Below are 23,786 nucleotides of genomic sequence, written 5' to 3' on the forward strand. Positions count from 1 at the left end.
CTCAAGCTACAGGTACTTCTGCCTCCGCTTATGGTGATGCCGCCACAGCCAGTGGGACTAATGCTACTTCCGTCGGTAAAGGTTCTACCGCATCAGGAAACAGTTCTATTGCCACAGGTGATACCGCTACTGCCAGTGGAGAAAATGCTACTTCCATTGGTAAAGGTTCTACCGCATCGGCAGCTAATGCTATAGCCACAGGTACGAGTGCTGTAGCCAATCAACAAAACGCTACTGCCACGGGTAATACTGCCCAAGCCACAGGTACTTCTGCCTCAGCCTATGGTGATACCGCTACTGCCAGTGGAGAAAATGCCACTTCTATTGGTAAAGGTTCTACCGCATCAGCAGCTAATGCCATAGCCACAGGTACGAGTGCTGTAGCTAGTGGAGGAAGTTCCATAGCTACAGGTACTAATGCTTTAGCGAACCAACACTTTACTACCGCTACAGGTAATGCTGCCCAAGCCACAGGTACTTCCGCCTCCGCTTATGGTGATGCCGCCACAGCCAGTGGCCAAAATGCCACCTCCGTTGGTAAAGGTGCGACTGCATCAGGAAATAGTGCGATCGCCACAGGTGATGCCGCTACTGCCAGTGGAGAAAATGCCACTTCCATTGGTAAAGGTTCTACTGCATCGGCGGCTAATGCCATAGCCACAGGTACGAGTGCTGTAGCTAATCAACAAAACGCCACCGCCACAGGTAACGCTGCTCAAGCTACAGGTATTTCTGCATCAGCTTACGGTAATAGTGCTACTGCCAGTGGAGAAAATGCGATCGCTATTGGTAAAGGATCTGTAGCATCAGGAATTGGTTCAATTGCTACAGGTACTCTTACCCAGGCAATTGGTGAAAATGCGATCGCTACAGGAACTAATGCTAAAGCTGATGGTTTTAATGCTACAGCCACGGGTTCTGGTGCTACAGCGATTGGTCAACACGCCACTGCCACAGGTGCGGCGGCTGTAGCACAAGGCTCATTTGCTACTGCCACAGGTGCTGGTACGCAGGCGATTGGTGAAAATGCGATCGCCATCGGCAACACTGTTAATGCCAGTGGTAACAATGCCACTGCCTACGGCAACAATGCCAATGCCAGTCAAAATAATGCTTCTGCTTACGGTAATAGTTCTACTGCTAGTGGTCTTAATTCCTCTGCCTACGGTAATACTTCCACTGCTAGTGGTCTTAATTCTTCTGCTTACGGTAACAGTGCCAATGCGAGTGGTAACAACGCTTCTGCTTACGGTAACAGTGCTAATGCCAGTGGCAACAACGCTTCTGCTTACGGTAACAGTGCCAAAGCCACAGCTAATAATGCCACTGCCTACGGCAACAATGCCAATGCGAGTCAAGAGAATACATCAGCTTATGGCTACAATGCTACTGCCAGTCAAATCAGTGCAACAGCATCAGGCGCAGGTGCGACAGCATCGGGTGCAAATTCTGTAGCTGTTGGGGGTGGTAATTTCAACACCACAACAGGTAACTTTGATCAAGCTGCCACCGCATCCGGCAATAGGTCAGTAGCCACCGGATTTGGAGCTAATGCCACCCAAGATGATGCTATCGCCGTAGGTACAGCTACAGCCAGTGGTCAATCTGCGATCGCCATCGGACAAAATGCGATCGCCAGGGAAGCTGGTACGGTTGCAATTGGTCGCAATGCCCAAGCACTGGGTGATCCAGCTACCGCCGTTGGTGATTCAGCCTTGGCAGTAGGTATAGATTCCGCAGCCTTTGCATACAGAGCTACAGCCAATGGCGACTATTCTACTGCTATTGGTACTGTCACTCAGGCTAATGGTAATAACTCAACTGCGATCGGCTCAAATGCAGTGGCCAATGGTACAAACTCAACCGCAATTGGTACAGGTGCGATCGCGACAGGTACTAATCAGATGGCCTTTGGTACTCCTGCTAGCTACTACACCTTACCAGGACTAGCTCCCTCAGGCGAGTTTGTTGGCGACACTTATCAATCTGGAGAAAGACGCTTTGTCACAGTAGACCAGTCTGGCAACTTAGGTACTGCATCAGCTTTCTTTGATCCTGCCACAGTTGAAAGAATTGAAAGAGGATTAGTCACATTAGGACAACAAATTGAATCTGTTGGTGCGCTTGCTGCTGCCCTATCATCCATTCCTAATACAATTCCCACGGGTGGCAAAGGCGGTTGTGGTGTTGGTGCTGGTATGTATGGTAATGCTTTAGCTGGCGCATTTGGCTGTGTTACCCGACTGAATCAAAGTATTACCGTTAATGCAGCTGCTTCCATCACATCTGCACCTGGTTCTTCTAGTTACAGCAGCAGTTCTAGCTTTATGGGTCGTATCGGGTTCTTCTTCCAGTTCTAAACCCAGAAGTTTTGCAGGTTTGTAGTCAGGACTTTAGTCCTTCTTTTAGGAATAAAGCCCCGACTACGAAATAAAACATAATAATCTTACATTATTTAATATCATTCGATTGATTCGCCCTAACTTTCTTAGTCCTTATTTTCCATACACTAAAATCCTAATACTAAGTTTCATTCCCACATAATATTCTTACTTTTTATAGCCGTTTTCAATTACATGAAATATAGTAGACTCGTCCGATTTACTTCCTTCCCAACTACTGCAACTATCAGGACATTTAATATCATGAACACCAACACTATCTTTAAAAGAGGCTACATCTACGCACTTTCTATTTTATCAATTGTCCCTGTACTCCTCACTTCCGCCTCTAGCACAGCACAAAATCGCACCCCACAACCTCCAACCAATCCACCAGCACCAACCAATTGGTCACAAGTTCCTAATACTGAAAAAGAATTTATGCAAGGGTGTGTAGGGCAGCAAAACTTACAGCCTAACCAAAGAAGGATTAAACAAAATTTTTGCCAATGTGCTTTTAATGCTTATAAAGCTCGCTACACTCCGCAACTATTTTCCCAGATTAATGTTCTAGCTGTGCAGGTAGGACAAGATGGGCCACGCCTAGTGAACTTGATGATGAAGCCTGAACTAGATCGTTGTTCTGCCCAAACTAATTATCGTCCTTAACTGTTATGGCTTGGTTGAATCGTTGTACCACTAATCATTTATATTCGTTAGGTTACTGGCTAGGGATAGGGATATTGGCAATCACTTTATCCACGAGTGTTAAAGCTCAAATCCCCCCTAGCACTCAACCGCCAGTCAACAATTCTTCCCTCAGCGCAGAAGAAAACTTTCAGCATGGTAACCTCACTCGCGCCATTCAACAATGGAGTCGCGATATCAAAAACCGTACCAACATTGTTGAAGCTTTATTTAATCGGTCGCAGGCTTATATTTTACTAAAACAATACGACTTTGCAGTCCAAGACTTAAATCAGCTAATTCAAATCCAAGGACAAAAGACCCCAGCTCGTGTCTTGATTGTGCGGGGAATTGCTTTGAGTGAACTCAACCAACTCCCAGAAGCAATTCAAAGCTTTAATCAAGCCGAAAAAATACAACCTTCACCTTTGGTTTATAACAATCGAGCATTAGCCTATCAACGCGCTGGACAACTTCCCCAAGCTTTAGAAGATTTACGTAAATCTGTGCAATTAGCACCCACATTAATTAATCGCTTAAATCTGGCAAATGTACGTATTCAGCTTGGTCAATTTAAACAAGTAATTGAGGAGATGAATCAACTGATAACCACTGAAAAATCATTTTTCCCTGCCTATCTCACCCGTGGCATTGCATATTACAACTTAGAGCAATATGAAACAGCAATTCGTGATCTTATCTTTAGTCTGAAAATTTTTCCAGATCAACCAGAAGCCTATTACTATGCTGGATTGTCATTCGCTAAGTTAAACAGGAAAGAAGATGCCTCTCAAAACCTCATTCGTTCAGCCGATCTCTATCTGCAACGCAACCAATCTAGTAACTATCGCCAGGTTTTAGAAAAAATTAATGAACTCAACCTGCAATAAATTGGTAGGGTATCCAGCAGAAGAAATAATTCCAAAATAAACAAGCTATTCACTCAGTTAAAAATGCTGTATTATTACAAAATAATACAGCATTTCCTTGTATTTTAAAGATAACATTACAGCACCATCTTGAAGACACAAGGGATTATTTTTTCATCTGTCAGCAAGTGGGTCAAATTAAATATAAAACCTTACCCTACCTCCAGCTTCTCTCTCCTTAGCAAAGAGGGTAAAGTTTTATATTATGCTTAATCAAGCCTACTTACTTAACATTGTTTTTTTGTTTTTATATTATTTATCATTTTTGACATAATATCTAGACTTTAATATAAATTTATTCTTATTATAGTAGTAATACTTAGATGACATAATTACCATTATAAATCCACCTGTTCTGTGAAATTTATCAACAATCAGTTGTTTTACCGATTACAAACATACCTGATAAATGAAATATTGTGTCTATGGGAAAATTATAAGTATTGATTTTCCCTACTTCCAGTTTATAAAAAACATGAGCAAGCTATGACACAAGTTCAGCAAAAAGTTTACTTACTCACAGAGCAACAACGTGATGCCTTACTTAACTATCTCCTCAATCGTCCATATCGTGAAGTAGCAGCAGGAGTTGAGTTTCTCAATAATGCACCTACTACTATGCTCAATATTGATCTTCCCGACGAACAAGCAGGAAGTATGCTCGCAGAACAAGAATTTAAAGCCCAAATAAATGGACAAGAGGAAGGAAAAATAGAAGTAGTTAACGCTCCTACGGAAGAATTAGCTGTATTATCCCGTACTTAATACTGAGCATTTTTGAGCTTGTTTTTTCCATTTTTATCTCTATTTGCTTATCCCTAGCAATTCTGTATGAAGCTGCATAGAATTATTAAGCTTAAAATCTTAATAGTGAAATAGGGTTTTATCTGATGTAATTCTATGCAGATCATATATGATTTTCATTTAAAAATTTTAGTAGTAATTCATTAATTATCGAGGTTTAATGCAAATTGTTGAATTAGGTTTTTAACATTTATTTTTTCAATTAACTAATAATTTACTAATACTCTCTTGCTCGATAGTCTACGACCAACTGGAAGTTATAAATTTGAGTCTAAGAAACTAACTAAAACAGGAAATGCTGATTTTCTCATTGGTTTTAACCTTGGTTGTGATCAAGAGTAATTTAGATATGTTTGCCCTGCCCATACCCTGCCTTCGACACGCTGCGCGAATGTAGGGTATAGGACTGTTGGAAGTTAGGGTTTGAAAATTTCGATGTTAGCAACGATACTTTTCAAATATCCTCTAAGACTGAAATTCTTGAAATGTAATTAATTGTCTTAAAGATCAATATTGAAACTTGAAATTCTAAAACACGGAGTAGAAAAACATGGAATTAAATCACATCAATCCTCAGCAACAACAAAACATTATTCCTGTTGATGGGTCTCTTTTCGCCCAAAAATCGGATTTAGAAATATTAGGAACTTTACCAAATCAATTAACAGAACCACTATATTACCTAAATGAAACTATTGAAAACAAGATTTTGTCAATAGAATCTTTCCCATTTGCTGACAATATCAATCTGATAACATCAACCTCATCTACTAATATTTTTGATGATAGTAATAATTACCCTCATGACTCGTTAATTATTGCAGATATTGTTGGACAAACAGTTTCTACATGGCATATTGACTCCTTAATAGGAAATAATTCTCAGCAATTAACAGTAATTAATCAGCCAAAATCTACTCAAGAAATTATTTTCCTAGATACTACTGTTGATAATTACCAAAGTCTCATAAAAGGGGTGGAATCTGGTGCTGAAGTTGTCTTATTAGATGCAAAACAAGATGGTATAATTCAGATAAGTCAAGTATTAAGTCAACGTAGTGATATTAGTGCCATACATATTATTTCTCATGGTAGTTCTGGCAGGTTACAACTAGGAAACGCCCAATTAACAGAAAATAACCTCCAATATTATAGTGAAGCACTTGATATTTGGGCAAAAGCACTCACAGAAAATGCTGATATTCTTTTATATGGTTGTAATGTAGCTGAAGGTATTGTAGGGACAAAATTCGTTAATCAACTAAGTCATTTAACTGAAGCAGATGTTGCCGCTTCTGATAATTTAACAGGGAATACTCAATTAGGTGGAGATTGGATTTTAGAATATCAATTTGGTTCAATTGAAACTGATATAGCTTTTAATCTCACAACTACTTATGCAAATGTTCTTGGTGTTACTGTAAATACAATTGGAAATCAACTTAGTTTCATCGGTACAAGTGGAAATGATAACCTATATTTAAAAAATGACAGCAATTCTCTGGCATATAGCATAGATGGAAGCAATTTTAATAATATTTCATTACTAGGAGGATTAACTTCCATTTCCGTTGACTTACAAGATGGAGTTGATCAGTTTTATGTTACAGGTGACTGGTCTACATATAGCGGTAATCTGAGTGTTTTTTCTGAAATAATTAATGTTGATACTTTAACTATTGGACAAAGCAATAATTTGGCAGGAGCTTTACAATTTTCCGCCATTGCTTCAGGGAATATTACATCTCAAAGTCAAATTAGCTTCCTAAATTCTAATATATTTGCAAATAGTCTTTTTCTCAGCGCAACTTCTAGCGTTAACAATACTTTCACAGGTAGTTCCCTGACTATACAAAATAACGCACTCGCCTCTATTACGGGAGGAGTAATTAAGGTAAACAGTCTTGACATTAAATCAGAAACAAAGGGATCTGTAGTTTCTGCTGCTAATTACGCATCTATTCAAAACCAAGTAACAGATAGTGCTATAGCTCTTCTAGAAAATACAACTATTAATGTTGCAACAAGCTTAAATTTAAATGCCCTTAGCTCTTCGATTTATAAAGCTTCTGGTGTGCAAGCAACTAATAATATTAGCGGTGATGTTACAGCTTATATCACCAATAGCACTATCACAAGTGGGATAGGAGGAGTTAATATTTATGCTCAAGATGCCAGCCAAGTTACTGCTGAATCAACTGGATTAAATTACGATTTTAGCCAACCTAATCCTATTATTTCCCTAGATATATCTCAGGCATATAATAATTTAAGTCGCTCTGTAACAGCATACATAAACAATAATTCGGATATTACCGTTACTAATGGTGATATCCGAATTATTGCTGATAAACAGACTAAACTAAGCTCAAGTGCTAAAGCTGCCACGGCTACAGCAAGTGTAAGTTTAGTCGTTAATGCTTCTTTAAGTGGTGGTGGTACATTCGCTGCTAATGCAGTACAAGGTGATGTTAAAGCTTATATAAATACTAGTACGATTAAAACCCTCAATACAGGGAGTATTCAATTACAAGCAAAAGATCATTCTGCCATCAATGCTATATCTGAAAGTGGTGGATTAACAGTATCTAGCACCGCAGATATTGGTGTTAATGGTAGTGCTTTGACTAATGCGATCGCTTTCAACACAATTGGTTGGCAAATTGATAATTTGTTAGGTAAAGCTATCAATACTTTACTGAGTATAGACATAGCAGATGTAGAAAAGCCAGCAAATGTACAAGCCTATATTACAAATAGTAATGTTACTACCAACGGCAATTTAAGCCTTACCGCCACTTCGGAATCTCAAATCAATTCAACGGTAAGTAATGCAGCTACTTCAACAGCATCTTCACTATTTGGGGCTAAAGCATTAACTAGTAGTACTATCTTAGCCAGTAATCGAATTAGTAGTACAACCAATGCTTATATTGATGGCAGCACCAATAAACTGATCAATGTCAGTGGTAAAATCTCTCTTTTAGCTGAAGATAAAGCTGGAATTTATGCTAATAGTAAAATTGTTGCCTCTTCCATAGTCACTAATGATGGAGGTGTTAACGTCCTGAATAACGGGATAGGTCTTTTAACGGCAGACTACACCACAGGTGACGGAAATAAAAATCTTATTTTTGGTAATAAAGTCAAGTTAGAAGGTAATTACAACACCACTCCCAATGCTGATTTAACTAAAACCGTTTTCCTTAATACAGGTGATTTAGTAGAAATTGCCAAAAACTTCACAGGTAAAGGAAATGTTGGGAGTGTTTATAGATATTTAGGATCTGCTCAAAGTCGCGATATTTACACCCAAAATTATAACGATGATAGTCTGTGGCAAGAAGTCGGTAAAGCAAATACTGTCTACAAATATTTGGGAACATCTACCACAGGGACAAATCTTAACCTTAAAGCACAAAATTATAATGCTCTAGACTACTGGAAAGAAGTATTAGAAACCCAGTTAATTCCCCAAGGCAATAACATTACTGATTCCGACGCTATCGCCGTGGGCGGATTAGTCGTCCTCAACGATGTCCGCTCCGATGTCCAAGCCTACATCACCAATGCCACCATCAATGCCCAAGGCGAAATTAAAGTTGAGGCGATAGAAAACGCCACCCTAATAGCCGAAGCCGATAGTAGTGCCAACGCTTCTGGTGGTAGTGCCTATGGTTCTGGAACAGTAGTTGCTGCCAACGGCATCATCGCCACCAACACCGTCCTCAGTGCCGCCAACGCCTACATCACCAACAGCACCATTACCACCACCAGTGGTGACTTAATTGTTGATGCTCAAAATACCTCCATCATTGAAGCTATCAACAAAGCTACTACTACTAGTGGTGATACTGCCGTCGGGGTAGTTTTAGCCTTCAACACCATCGGTTGGAATCCCCAAAACCTCTTATTCAACGCCATCGACGCCCTAGTTAACACCAACATCGGCACACAGCAACCAGCCCAAGTCAAAGCCTACATTGAGAACAGCACCGCCAACATCCAAGGCAACATCAACATCCAAGCCCAAGGCAAAACCCAACTCACCGCCACAGTCAGCAACGAATCCACATCTGCTGCCTCCGCCATCGTCAACGCCAGTGGCATGAGCATCGGCGGCATCCTTGCCAGCAACATGGTCAGCAGCGAAGTCCAAGCCTACATTCGCAGCACCACCAGCACCAACACCAACATCACAGCTACTGGCGACATCACCATCAACGCCAACGATGCCACAGGCATCAAAGCCGACACCACCCTACAAGCCATCTCCTCCACCAGCAACGACGGTGGAGTCAGCCTCGCCAACAACCTCTTCAACACCCTCATCAACGAATACCAGTACACCAGCAAATCTGGTACTCAAACCGTCAACCAATACGACCAAGTCAGACTCGCCTCCGACTGGAGTGATTCCACCCAAGGCACCGCCGGCAAAGTCTACCAATACATCGGCAGCACCCCCCTAGCCAACATTGACCTCGCCAGCCAAAACTACACCGACAGCAGCAAGTGGAAACAACTCAGCATCAATAACGTACTGCCCACAGGCTTAAACGTCACCGACTCTGACTCCCAAGCCTATGGTGGACTCATCGTCCGCAACGATGTCATTACCAATGTCGATAGCTTCATCCATCAAGCCACCATCCAAGCTGCAAGCATCGCAGTTACCGCCCAAGAAACTGCCACCTTAGAAGCCACCACCACCAGCATTGGCTCATCCTCAGGCGGTAGTGCCTACGGTACAGGCAAATCTATCGCCGTCAACGGCACAATTGCCACCAACAGCCTCCTGGGAGATACCCAAGCCTACATTACCAACAGTAACGTTACTACTAGTAGCGACTTAACCGTCAGTGCCGACCATAATGCCAAAGTTGATGCCACCTTAAACAGTAGCGTCACCACCGGCAACCAAGGTGTAGGGGTCGCCATTGCTTTCAACACCCTAGGCTGGAAAACCCAAAACCTCTTATATAACACCATTGATGCCCTACTAGGCACTAATATCGGCAACGAACAACCAGCAACAGCTAAAGCATACATTCAAAACAGCCAAATTCAAGTCGGGGCGAACCTGAATGTCTTAGCCAACTCCCAAACCCAACTCAACGCCACCGTCAGTAACGCCGCCACCTCCGTCGCTTCGGCACTATTTAACGCCACAGGGATGAGTGTCGGTGCTATCCTCGCTAGCAATAAAGTCAGCAGTGCTGCCCAAGCCTATATTGAACAACCCATTGGCACAGTGCAAGTCGGCGACACTCTCACCATCTCTGCCCAAGATAATGTGGGCATTTACAGCAACAGTAAGATAGTCTCCTCCTCCATCACCACTAATGTCGGTGGTGCGGATATTTTAGACAACAAGATTAAACAATTCCTCAACGCTAAATATGACACTGCCGATGGGCTGAAGAATCTCAAATTTGGGGAACGGGTGCGTTTAGGTGCAGATTACGGCAATGGTGGCAAAGCAGGTAGTGTCTATGAATATTTAGGCACTGGTAATAGCCTTGACTTGTCCAATACTGACTACACCAACCTTGATTACTGGAAAGAAGTATTAGAAACCCAGTTAATTCCCCAAGGCAATAACATTACTGATTCCGACGCTATCGCCGTGGGCGGATTAGTCGTCCTCAACGATGTCCGCTCCGATGTCCAAGCCTACATCACCAATGCCACCATCAATGCCCAAGGCGAAATTAAAGTTGAGGCGATAGAAAACGCCACCCTAATAGCCGAAGCCGATAGTAGTGCCAACGCTTCTGGTGGTAGTGCCTATGGTTCTGGAACAGTAGTTGCTGCCAACGGCATCATCGCCACCAACACCGTCCTCAGTGCCGCCAACGCCTACATCACCAACAGCACCATTACCACCACCAGTGGTGACTTAATTGTTGATGCTCAAAATACCTCCATCATTGAAGCTATTAACAAAGCTACTACTACTAGTGGTGATACTGCCGTCGGGGTAGTTTTGGCATTTAACTCGGTTGGTTGGAAAACGCAAAATGTTCTATTCAATACAATTGATGCGTTACTAGGCGACCCGGCAATTTCTGCTGCGATGAACGGAGAAAAGCCGGCTGAAGTTAAAGCATATATTGAAGACTCGACTATTGATGTTGTTGGCAGTGTTGCTGTAACTGCTGTTTCTAAGGCTCAAATTGATGCGAATGTGAGTAATGAATCAACTTCAGCAGCATCAGCTCTTTATGGGGCAAGTGGAATCAGTGTTGGTGTAGTGCTGGCAACGAATAAAGTCAATAGTACTGCTAAAGCCTATATTGGTGATAACCCAGACGATCCAGCAGATGCTCTTAGCACAACAGTTAATGCCCAAGGTAATATCAGTGTTATTGCTAAAGACGAAGCTGGCATTAAAGCTGACAGTATCTTAAAAGCTATCTCCAGTACCACTAACGATGGTGGTGCAAGTATCTTGGGTGGTTTAGCTAATAAATTACTCACGGAGTATAGTTACACCACTAATTCAGGAGTACAGGAAGTTAAATATGGTGATAAGGTACGCATAGCTAGCAACTATTCAGGAGCGGGGACAAAAGAAAGTTTATATCGATACATTGGTCAAAACCGACAAAGCTTCAATTTAGGATCACAAAATTATGCCAATACATCTCTCTGGCAAAAACTTGATCCGGTTGACATTAGCACTATTATTCCTACTGACAAACTCAGGCTGAATATCAGTGATTCAGATTCCATTGGTGTTGGTGCGTTAATAGTATTCAACGACGTTCGTAGTGATGTAGCTAGTTTTATCAATCAAGCGAATATCATTGCTACTAACGGTAATATTCAGGTCACATCTCTGGAAGCAGCTACTATCGTGGCTAAGAACGAAAGCACTGTTACTTCCGATGGTGGTAGCATTTTAGGCTCTGGTACTTCTGTTGCAGTCAATGCAGTGATTGTCACTAATACAGTATTAAGCGCAGCTAATGCTTTCATTAGTAATGGCACAGCTAAAACTTTGAGTACAGGCAATATTAGCGTAGATGCTCAAAATACATCTTCTATTACTGCACTTGTTGATAATACTACTACCTCAAAACAGGCTTCTGTAGGTGTTACCCTCGCTTTCAATACTATTGGTTGGAAATCGCAAAACTTCTTATTCAATACTGTTGATGCCTTATTTGGTACTAACATTGGTGATAAACAACCAGTACAAGTGCAGGCATACATTAAAAATGCTCAGATTCAGTCCGTAGGAGCAGTGAGCGTCACAACTACATATGGTACTAATGTTGATGCTCAGGTAAAAACTTCTGCGACTTCTGTTAATGTCAGCTTAAACAAATCTCCCGCCATTAGCGTAGGGGCAAATATCACCCTCAATAAAATTAGTAGCCAAGTCCGCTCCTACATTGAAGGTTCTACTCTGCTGGAGGCGAATAATGGAGATTTAACCTTAGCAACATCAGATGTCTCTAAGATTACCTCTAATGTCAATGCTCCTACTCTGGCTGTGGGTTTAGGTACAGGATCAACTATTTCTGCTTCTGTTGGTTTAAGTATTGCTCGCAACGAAATAGACAATCACTCAGAAGCCTTTGTGAAAAATAGTGGTTCTGCTGCTAATCCAATTAAAGTTAATGGCACAGTCAGCATAACTGCTCATAAATCTGCAACTATTGAGGCCAGTTCGGCAGCATCTGCTATTGGTGTTTCTGCTAGTACTTCAAGCAGTACATCCTTTAGCGGTGGGGGTGCAACTGCAATTAACTACATTACCGGTAAGGCTAATGCTTTCATTGAAGGCAGTACGATTGGCAACAGTAACAATAAAGTCAATAGTGCAACTCTTCAAGGTACGAACCAATCAACTATCAAGGCGGAAGTTAAGAGTACTGCTGTTGCTGTAGGATTAGGCACAGGTACAACTCGTGCTTTTGCTATTGGTTTTTCGCTGGCTAATAACTTTATCGGTTGGTCGGACAGTAACACAAAATCTTCTCTGGAAGTATTAGCTTATATTACGAACTCAAGTGTAGCTACCAGTGGAGCCATGAATCTCTTAGCTACTTCTAATAGTCAGATTGATGCCACTGTTGCAGCCACCACTGTTGCGGTTGGTATATCATCAGGCTCTAGTGGTGGTTTGAGTGGTGCTGGTGTATTCACGGAAAATAAAGTTGCCGCCTTAGTCAAAGCTTACATTGCAGATACTAATAGTGTAGATGGCAAGCCTACTAATATTGTTGCCAATGGTGGAATTAACCTGACATCTGCCGACACTTCAAAAATTAGTGCGGATGCCCAAGCTGTTGCTGTAGGTGCTAGCTTATCAGGCTCTAATGGTGGCTCTTTGTCTATTGGGTTTTCTATTGCCCGGAATACTATCGAAAATGAAATTGAGGCTTACATTACCAATGCTGCGGTTATTACCAGTAATGTTGGTAATATCATGCTTAGTGCTACGGAAAATAATAAGATTAAAGCTGATTCTGTGGCTGCGGCTGTTTCCGTTGGTATCAGTGCAGGTACGGCTGGTTTTGCTCTTAGTGGTGGTGGTGCTGAAGCAACAAATATTATTCTCAACAAAACCAATGCCTATATATCTGGTAGTGCCTTGGGTGCGATCAATGATCAAATTGGCAACCTCAGTCTAACTGCTTTAGGGACATCAGATATTGATGCCACTGTGGGTGCTGTGGCTGCGTCTGTAACCTTTGGTGGTAAAGCAGGAGTAGGCGTAGCTATTGGGGTAGCGATCGCTCAAAATTTAATTGGCTATAAATCAGATGGTACTCGTAGTCCAGCTGAAATACAGGCTTATATCAGCAATTCAAGTGTGAATGCGGCAGGGACACTAACTCAAACGGCAACAGCAAGTGAAACAGTTGATGCCATAGTTCTGGCGGGATCAGTGGCTATAGCTGCTGGTGGAAAAGCGGGAGTAGGATTAAGCGGTGCGGGAGTCAGCGCAGAAAACAAGATTGTTACCTTAGTGAAGGCATTTGTGGATGGTGATGGTGCGACAGGCATTCAAGCCAGAACTGCCACACTCACTGCTAGTGACTCTTCAACTACAATTGACGCCACGATCGCCACAGTTTCTTTATCAGCAGGTGTTGGTGGTACTGCGGGTGTGGGTGTCTCGATTGGGGCGGCTGTTGCCAATAACTTCATTGGCTATAACGACAATAGTCGCCAATCGGCTGAAGTTCAAGCTTATATTCAAAATTCCAGTCTCAACGTTAGTGGAAATTTGACACTAAGTGCAACAGCCAATGGCATCATTACCGCCTTAGTAGGAGCAGGTTCTGCCGCAGTTGCTGGTGGTGGTACAGCAGGAGTTGGGGCTAGCGGTGCGGGAGTCAGCGCAGAAAACAAGATTGCTACCTTAGTGAAGGCATTTGTGAATGGTGATGGTGCGACAGGCATTCAAGCCAGAACTGCCACACTCACTGCTAGTGACTCTTCAACTATCAAAGCTGATGCAGGTGCCGCTTCCATTGCTGCATCTTTGGGTGGAACTGCGGGTGTTTCACTGTCCATTGGTGTTGCCCTGGCTAATAACTTAATTTCCAACGAAGTGGAAGCATTTATCAATAATGCAGACAACTCTTTCACCACAACCACAGGTGGTGTATCACTATCTGCTACCACTAATGCCAATATTCAAGCCTTATCAGTCGCCGCTTCTCTGGCAGCAGGGTTTGGTGGGACTGCGGGTGTGGCAATCAGTGGGGCGGGTGCTGCGGCTGTCAATACGATTCTGACTAAGACCAATGCTTACATCAAGGGCAGTGTAATCAATAGTGCTGGTGCTGTTAGTTTGACAGCAACCAATTCAGCTACAATTGACGCCACGATCGCCGCAGTTTCTTTATCAGCAGGTGTTGGTGGGACTGCGGGTGTGGGTGTCTCGATTGGGGCGGCTGTTGCCAATAACTTCATTGGCTATGACGACAATAGTCGCCAGCCTGCTGAAGTCCAAGCTTACATTCAAAATTCTAGTGTGACTGCTGGAGGTGACTTGACCTTGAATGCTACCTCTGGTGGTACAATTACCGCCAAAGTTGGAGCAGGTTCTGTTGCACTTGCAGGTGGCGGTGCGGCAGGAGTTGCAGCTAGTGGTTCTGGTGTCAGCACTAAGAACAAGATTGCTACTTTTGTCAAGGCATTTATCGATGGTGATGGTGCAACAGGCATTCAAGCGAGATCCGCCACTCTCTCTGCTAGAGACACTTCAACTATTAAAGCTGATGCAGGTGCAGCTTCCATTGCTGCATCCTTGGGTGGAGCTGCGGGAGTCTCTCTCTCCATTGGTGTTGCCCTTGCTAGTAACTTAATCTCCAATGAAGTGGCAGCATTTATTAACAATGCAGACAATTCTGTGAGAACCACCACAGGTGATGTTTCTATATCTGCAACTACTAGTGCTAATATTCAAGCCTTAGCGGTTGCTGCTTCCATTGCCGCAGGCTTTGGAGGTGCCGCAGGTGTAGCTATCAGTGGGGCTGGTGCTGATTCCACTAACAGCATATTTACTAAGACTAATGCTTACATCAAAGATAGTGTCATCAACAGTGTGGGAGCAGTGAAAGTAGATGCCAAGAATACTGCTGGCATTACTGCGAAGATTGGTGCCGCATCTGCTGCTGTAGGCGGTGGCACTGTAGGTGTAGGAGCTTCGATTGGGGTGGCGATCGCTCGTAACCAAATTGGCTGGGATTTGGATTTAACAGACACCAACTATAAATACACTACTGGTAGTGGTGAGAGATTTGTCAATAAAGGCGACAGAGTTCTGATCCAAGAAGGCGCGAGAGCAGGCGATATTTACGAATTTATCGGTGATCCTGCAACCATTAAATTGCAAACTGCTGACTACTCCAACACATCAAATTGGAAACAGGTCAATCTGAAGCAAAATGCTGCTGAAGTCCTGGCTTATGTGGAACGTTCTAGCATTAATGCAGGCGGAACATTAGCTCTGGCAGCCCTTTCTGATTCAACTATCGAAGCCACTGTGGAGTCTACTTCCGTAGCGGTGGCAGCTGGACTTGCGGGTGCATCACTCAGTGGTGCAGGTGTCAGTACCGAGAACAAAATCGCTACGAAGGTTCAAGCTTTTATTTCTGGAGATGGTGCTACTGGAATTAGTGCCAGCAGTATCAGTTTGAAGGCAACTGATGAATCAAGGATTACAGCTAATGCTGAAGCAGCTTCCATAGCCGCTACATTTGCTATTGGCGCTGCCATATCAGTTGGAGTATCTATTGCCAAAAACGAGATTGGTAATGATGTCAGAGCTTTTGTGCAAAATGTTAACAACAGTTTGAGGGCAACCAGTGGAGATATTCAGTTAACAGCAATAGAAACAGCAACCATCACAACTACCTCAATTGCCGCATCGGCAGCAGTAGGACTTGTGGGAATAGCTGGATCTGGCGCTATGACGCTGAACACAATTAACAATCGTACTCAAAGCTATATATCTGGTTCTAATCAGGTAACATCTCAAGGAAATGTAGTTTTAACATCACGGGATACTTCAACTATTCAATCTCTAGCAGGTCAAGTATCAGGTGGGACAACAGCAGCAATTGGTGCATCTGTTGCTACCAACAACTCTTCTAGCACAACACAAGCGTATATCAGTGATAGTACCGTTACCTCTACCACGGGATATGTCAAAGCTATTGCTGAGACTACAGGCAAGATCAAGAGTGCTTCCGCAGGGGCTTCAGTAGCTGGAGGTGTAGCACTTACAGGGTCAGTTTCAATTAATAATATTGCCAATATCACAGATGCTTACGCTAGGAATGCAATTATTTCCAGTGTCAGTGGGGTAGAAATTTCTGCTCAAGATGCTGCCAAAGATAATGAAGCAACGATTCAGTCTTTAGCAGGACAACTTAGTGGTGGCATGGCGGCTGGAATTGGTGCAGCCTTGGCTTACAACAATATTGCCAATGTTGTGAGAGCCTATGTCACAGCTGATAATGGCAAGTTTACAACTATCGATACATTAGGTAATGTCATTATTCAAGCGTTTGGCACCAGCAAAATTGACACGATCGCGGCTGGGGGTTCTGCTGGTCTACTAGCAGGTATTGGTGGTTCTTTTGCAGTCAACGAGATGAATAATAACGTCTCTGCTTCTGTCCAAAATAACAGCAGCATCAAGGCCAGAGGCAGTGTGGGCGTATTGGCAAATTCCACAAACTCGATAAACACTACAGGCGGAACATTGAGTGCAGGCTTTGTGGGTGTGGGTGGCACGATCGCAGTCAACAACCTGGAAAACACCACCCGTGCTTATGTCAATAATTCCAGTATTGATGGAGTTGGTGAGCAAAGTATTACCATTCCCAAAGCTGATGGTAGCGGTACAACAGAATCTTTCCAAGGTGTCGCTGTCTTGGCGACGAGTAAAGACAGTGTTGATGTGACTATCGGTACTGCCGGTGGTGGGGGATTAGCTTTTCTTGCTAGCGTAGCTATTAATTCTTTCCAAAATACAACTGAAGCTTATGGGAACAATGTCGCTATCAATGCAAGTGTTGGCTCTGCAATTCCGGAACAAAGCCTTTACATCAAGGCTTTCAATGACAGTACAGTAGATGTCAGTGCAGGCACAGCAGGGGGTGGTTTAGCAGCAGTGGGTATCGGTCTTGATATCACCACGATGAAGAATGCTACGACTGCATACATCAACTCTAGCGATCTGATTAATTCTCAAGGGTCGCTGGTAAAAGCTAACAAGGACTTGGTTGTTGAAGCGAAAACTCAAAAATCTGTAACCTCCAATGTTGTAGCTTTGGGTGGAGGAGGTTTGAGCGTCCAGGGTGCAGTCTCTATTATCAACGTCAGCAGTGGCATGTCTAGTAAGGGTTCAGACGCGATTGGCGATACCGAAAGTAAAGTAAATGAGCAACTAAAAGGTTGGCAAGCAAACGCCAATATCAAAGATATCTCTGGAAACTTTGCTACAAGTTTACCAACGCTTAAAGGAACGACAGCATTTATTGCTGGCACAGCAAGCGCAGGTGAAAACTTGATCGTCAATGCCTACGAGACTACGAAACTGAAGATTGAAGTGGGATCATTATCTGCTGGTTTAATCAGTGTGGGCGGTGCAGTAGGGATCGCTAATATTGAGCACAATGCCTCAGCTTATATAGGAGATAGATCCAGATTAACTGGTGGCAATATTACCATTGAGTCAATTGGTTTTGTAGACTCTACAACGGTGAAAGCGGTTGCTGGTTCAGCAGGAGCAGTGGGGCTAGGGGCGGCTGTTTCTTATCTCAGTTCTCAAAATAACTCCCAAGCTTATGTGGGTAATGATGCCACCATAGCTCGTGCCAATAACGTCGATGTGACTGCTCGCTCCTCTTCTAACTTAAATGCCGACGCTTCAGGGAAAGCTTACGGAATAGCGGCGGCGGGGATTGTGATTGCCAGTGCCGAAGAAACTGGCGCAACTAGAGCTTATTTAGGTAACAGGGTTAAAGTTGAGGATACTGATAACCTGAATGTGCAGGCGATCGCTAACGAAACAGTAACAGCAACTAGTCAAGCATCTTCTGGTGGGATTCTTTCTGGCAATGGTACTGATACTACAGCTACCGTTGACCCCAATGTGGCTGCATACATTGGTGACAACAGCACAATTACAGTCGCCAACAATGTGAATGTGCTTTCTGATGTTGCTGTAGACGCAGATGCAGCCAGCAAAGGTGGAAGTTACGGAGCGTTAGCAGTTGGGCTGGCGTTCTCTAAAGTTAACTCCAACCCCACAATCAATACCTACGTTGGTGAAAATACCACAATTGAAGCTGGCAATGTCAAAATTGCTAGTAGTTTAGGCAAAGCTCCTGTGACTGGTGATACATCATTCAATCCTGCTAGTGCAGTCAACAACAGTGCCGAAACTGTTACTTTTGCCAATGATCATGGTCTCAGTACCGGAGATACAGTTGTTTACTCCAATGGTGGCGGTAATAATATTGGCGGGCTGGAAAATAATGCTGGTTATAGCGTCATTGTTGTTGATAGTAAGACCATTGCTCTAGGTAGTCAGTTTAACGCCGCTACAGTTAACACGAAATTCAACACTATCTCCTTTGCTCAAGGACACAGCTTTAATAATGGCGATAAAGTGATCTATCAAGCCAAAGAAGGTAGTGCGATCGATGGTTTAACTTCTGGTCAAACTTACATCATCAAGCTGATTGACACGAACACTATCCAATTGCAAAATCCGACCAATTTATCAGAAGACATCACTCAAGGTGCTAGGTTGAATGGTTTGACGACAACAGCAGGTGTTACAACCATTAGCAGCACAAGTGATAACGTATTCAATAACGGTGATACGGTTGTCTACCAGAAACGTTCTGCCAAATTTACAGTTGACGAATCGCTCCCCGATACTAATGGTGAGGCAAATATCTTTAACCTCAACACTGGTGATATCGTCTCAAAAAATGAAATTAATTCTGGCAGTCACGGATTTGAAACAGACGATCAGGTCATCTACACTGCCGATGGTGCTGCTATCGGTGGCTTAACTAGTGGTCAAAAGTACTATGTCAAGAAAGTAAACGACGATAAGTTCCAACTCTCTGCGACACTTGGAGGTGACGCAATTGATATTACCAGCGCTCCCGCAGGAACAAGTCATAAAATTACAGCAGTGGGATTGACAGTCACCACCACAGCCAACTTTAGCTATGCAACTGCAAATAATAACGAAATTACCGTCACCAATCATGGTTTCACTGAAGGGCAAGCAGTCAAATATACTGGTGCATCTTCAATCGGTTTAACAAATAACGCCACCTACTATGTCATTAAGGTTGATGACAACAAATTCAAGCTCGCGTCTACTATCGGTGGTACAGCAATTTCCCTCACTGCTGCGGCTGGTTCCCATTCACTGACAGCAACTGGTGCTGAATTAGAAGAGGGCGTGACTTATTATGTAAAAAATCGCACAGAAACCAGTTTCCAATTGTCGGAAACACTCAATGATGATTCCATTGGCCTCGACACAACAGGATTAACTGGCACAGGTGCAAGTCATCTCTTTGTCAAACAATCTGTAATTGATTTAACTAGCACCAGTACAGGAATGCACAACCTGGTGGTTGACTTAAATAGCTCTACAGCAACAGGAACAAAACACACGCTGTCGGACGGAGCTTCGATTGTTTTACCCAGCCAAGGCGATCAGGTATTCTCTGCTTACTCTCAAGCATCTTCAGGTGCAGCCTTAGCTGGTAGTGGAGCAGAAGCCACAATTGTGATTAGTCCTACCATGAATACCTTTGTAGGTAGTGGTGCTAGGATTACGTCTACGGGTGATGTGACAGTTCAAGGACAATCCAATGTCCAGGTAACGGGGGCAGCAAGTACAAAAACAGGTGGACTCGTTGCAATTGGCGTAGGTAAGCTTGATGCAAGCATTACTAACAATAACAAAACGACTATATTTAATAACGCGACGATTAATGCCGCCGGCAATGTGACAATTGATGGTCAATCAAGTCACAAATTTAATGTTTCAAGTGATAGTACTGCTGGTGGTCTGATTCCTGTAGGAGATGCTACCTCAACTGTCAATCTCACCCATAACACCATCACTGAGATTCGTGATCAGGTAAATATTACTTCCCAAAGAGATTTGTTGGTTCACTCTTCTAGCAACACAATTGGTTCTGCCAAAGCCAGTGCCAGTGGTGGAGGATTAGTACCCTTCGCTTACGGAACAGCTAACATTAATGTCTTAGGAATTAATGATACTAATGTTAATGCTGCTACCTTGGAAGGCAGAAAATTAACAGTTGAGTCTGCTGTTGACAATCTGGATGTAAGTGCTTTGGGTCTGGCAAGAGCTGCTGGTTTGATTGGCATTATTCAAGCTAAATCCAACATTAATTTGAATGGTACGAGAGCCACAACTAACATTGGTTTTGGAGCTTCCTTAAAAGCCGATGAACTCAATCTCAATGCTGTGTTTAGAAACGTGAATAGTAATTCCACTGCTCTGGCTCATTGCGATGGACTAGGTGGCAAAACTGACTCAGATGCCACAAACTATATGAATTTGACAGCAAGGGTGAATACAGATGCTAACTCTACGCTCACTGTCAACTCGCTGAATGTGAAGTCAGGCTTTGATAACTTCAACGACATCACTTACGCACATAGTAAGAAAGCTTGGGAACTGAGAATCTGGACTCCATTTGGCACTATTGTTATTACCTTGGACTTTGGTAGAGCAAAAGATGATGATAAGCAAATAAATCCTGAAGCGGTTACCAACTTCAATTCCAATGTTATTCGCCTAGCACGAGCAGTGAACCCTGTTTTAGTAGTCGATGCGAATGGGCAAATTTCGCTCAAGAGCGACAATGTTACTGTTACTAGTAATGCTACAAATATCGATGTCAGTAATATTAGTGCCAATGGTAGTGGACAAATCAAATTTAGCTCGGGAACGAAATCTACAGGTGGATTATTTACCGATAACGGCAAGTATTCAGCGATTGATCCAGCATTCGACACTGTAGAAATTCAGAACTATTCCAATAAGAATCTGATCATTAATGATATCAGTACCATATCCTCTGGTTCTGGACTTGCTTCACCTGACTACAGCCAAATGGATATCACCAATACAGGCGTTGCCACTTTTGCATCTGGTACGCTGGCTACTAATCCGACGGTAGTGACGATTAATAACTGGGGTGCTTCCAACCTGATTCTCCAAGGTGTGATCAATAATCCCCACGATCGCACTATCCTTTACAGTGGTGGTAATATTTTCAGCCAGGGAACTACACAGAAGATTATTACCCGTGACCTGAAAATGACGGCGGCGGGAAGCATTGGCGCAAATGGTCAACGGATTGCGGCTCAGTTGAATCAAGGCTACAACCCAGTGACTGCTGATGTAAGTGATAGCAAAATTTATCTCAACGTTGAGGCGCAGAACTCCACATATCTCAACCTCACGGCAAAAGGTTTGGACAGCAATCCAGTGACTGTAAATGCTCAAAGAATGATTGCTTATAGTGGAGAAGTGAATCTGGCGATCGGTCAAACCACAAATCAAGCTAACACCTCTATTTCTGCCCTCTATAAGTTTACAGATAATCTTGACAGTTATCAGAGCATTATGGCGGGTAGCAGTATTGTCATAGATGCAGGAAATACGACCACAAATATTGATGCTAAGACTATATTTTTCGGTTCACAAAGATTCCTTGATTTGACAACTGGCGGGTCTATTAATGTAAAAAATTCGCCTGGAACAATCAATCTCAAGAAGGCAATCAGCTATCAAGATACAGTCAATTTGAGCGGAACAGATATTCTACTAGCAGATAATGGTTTAGTGCAAGCTGGAAATGATGTCAACTTGAATTTGACAAATCTATCAATGTTAAATAATTCTCAGATGCAAGCTGGAAATGATGTCAATCTACTGGTAGCAGGTAACGTTCAAATCAACTCAACTGCTACTATCAATGCTGGTAATAATGTTGTAATTCAAGGTGATTACAATAATCAATATGCTAATGAAAGTGCAATCACCATTGGCGGTTGGGTTTATGCCCAAAAGATGTCTATATACGGCGACAGCAATAAAGTTTTTAACATTCAAAGACTGGCAACAACAACTGAAATCTACGCAGGTGGAGACAACAATATTATTAATATCGGTAGTAGTCAGAACCGCACAAACGAAATTCTCAAACGCCTCAATGTTTATAGCGGAACACAGAATGCTATCAATACTATCAATGTGGACAATTCAGGAGATACTAGCAACAGTGCTGGAATACTAACAGATACATCTCTGACTGGATTAAGTATGGGTGAAGGGATTTATTACAATGACTTTAAGGTATTCAACCTGAAATTAGGATCAGGTAATGACGACTTCACCATCATCAATACGAGTGCAACGACTAATATTGATAGCGGTGCAGGTGATGATAAGTTCCGTATTGGACCTAAAGTAGATGCGAATGGGCAGGTATTAGATGAAATAGTGAATGGAGTATTGATACCAGGGGTGAATATCTTAGGTACAAAAAATATTACTACTATCAAAACAGGAGCAGGAAACGACTATATCCAAGTAAACCGTAATACAGATGTACTGAACATTCAAGGTGGCATTGGTGATGATACTTTTGAGGTCAATACCCCGATTAGTTATTCAAATTGGCTGACTAATGCTAAAGTTAATATCGCTGGAGATGATGGCAATGATACAACGATTATTAATAGTTCTTCCCTGTTGGAAACTATTCAGAATAACGTGACATCGATTGAAGTGATCAATAGTCGTTCCATTAGTCTAATGACTAATGAAATGATCATAATTAATGGAAATACTGGTGGTAGTGGTTCAACAGGAAATTCTGGTAATACCAATAGTGGTAGTGATCCAACTTTGTCTAGTCTCTCTGATAGAACCCTGGTTGATTCAAGTAATACAAATGGCGGTAGCGATCCAACTTTATCTAGTCTCTCTGATAGAAACGTGGTCGATTCAAGTAATAATGATAGTGTAATTGATCCTTTCTTACTGGCGTTATTCTCCCGTTGATCATCTCACCAACCCATCCTCCTGCCGTCAAGCTAAAAGCTATGATGGCAGGAGAATGCCAAGCAAAGCAAAATTCACCTCTTAGGTGTAGCGACCTGCAATGCTAATCGCTCAGACCTGCAATTAAGACATTTCTCAGCCGGGATTAATTGCAACTATAATTACACGTCAGCCAGGATTAATTGCAACTGAGCCAGGATTAATTGCAACCAGCCTGCAATCAGGAGTTTGAGCCAGGATTAATTGCAACTAACAGAAAGTCCAGTCAAATGGGAGTTTGACAGCCTAGTCAAAAAATATCGCAACTTCTCAAAAAAATTATTTGAATTTCAGCCCGACTGTTGCAACTATAAAGGTAAAAGAAAC

At 42.6% G+C, this 23,786-nt stretch carries 5 protein-coding genes; all 5 read left to right on the plus strand.

Annotated features, from left to right (window positions below):
* Window positions 1-2,360: YadA family autotransporter adhesin (locus tag VB693_RS26880; protein ID WP_323268909.1), on the plus strand; the 2,360-nt coding region annotated here is incomplete at its 5' end.
* Between the two features lie 285 nt (window positions 2,361-2,645).
* Window positions 2,646-3,050 carry a hypothetical protein gene (locus VB693_RS26885; protein WP_323268910.1) on the plus strand — a complete coding sequence of 135 codons (405 nt, stop codon included), beginning with the start codon at window positions 2,646-2,648 and terminating at the stop codon, window positions 3,048-3,050.
* A 5-nt stretch (window positions 3,051-3,055) separates the two neighbouring features.
* Entirely contained in the window at window positions 3,056-3,958 is a 903-nt protein-coding gene (locus tag VB693_RS26890; RefSeq protein WP_323268911.1) for a tetratricopeptide repeat protein, read from the plus strand.
* 525 nt (window positions 3,959-4,483) lie between these two features.
* On the plus strand, window positions 4,484-4,762 hold the full coding sequence (locus VB693_RS26895; RefSeq protein ID WP_323268912.1) for a hypothetical protein: 279 nt from the start codon (window positions 4,484-4,486) through the stop codon (window positions 4,760-4,762).
* Window positions 4,763-5,351: 589 nt separating this feature from the next.
* Window positions 5,352-23,420 carry a DUF4347 domain-containing protein gene (locus VB693_RS26900; RefSeq protein ID WP_323268913.1) on the plus strand — a complete coding sequence of 6,023 codons (18,069 nt, stop codon included), beginning with the start codon at window positions 5,352-5,354 and terminating at the stop codon, window positions 23,418-23,420.
* Window positions 23,421-23,786 lie beyond the last annotated feature (366 nt).

Source organism: Anabaena sp. UHCC 0399 (assembly GCF_034931465.1).
Classification (GTDB): domain Bacteria; phylum Cyanobacteriota; class Cyanobacteriia; order Cyanobacteriales; family Nostocaceae; genus Trichormus; species Trichormus minutissimus.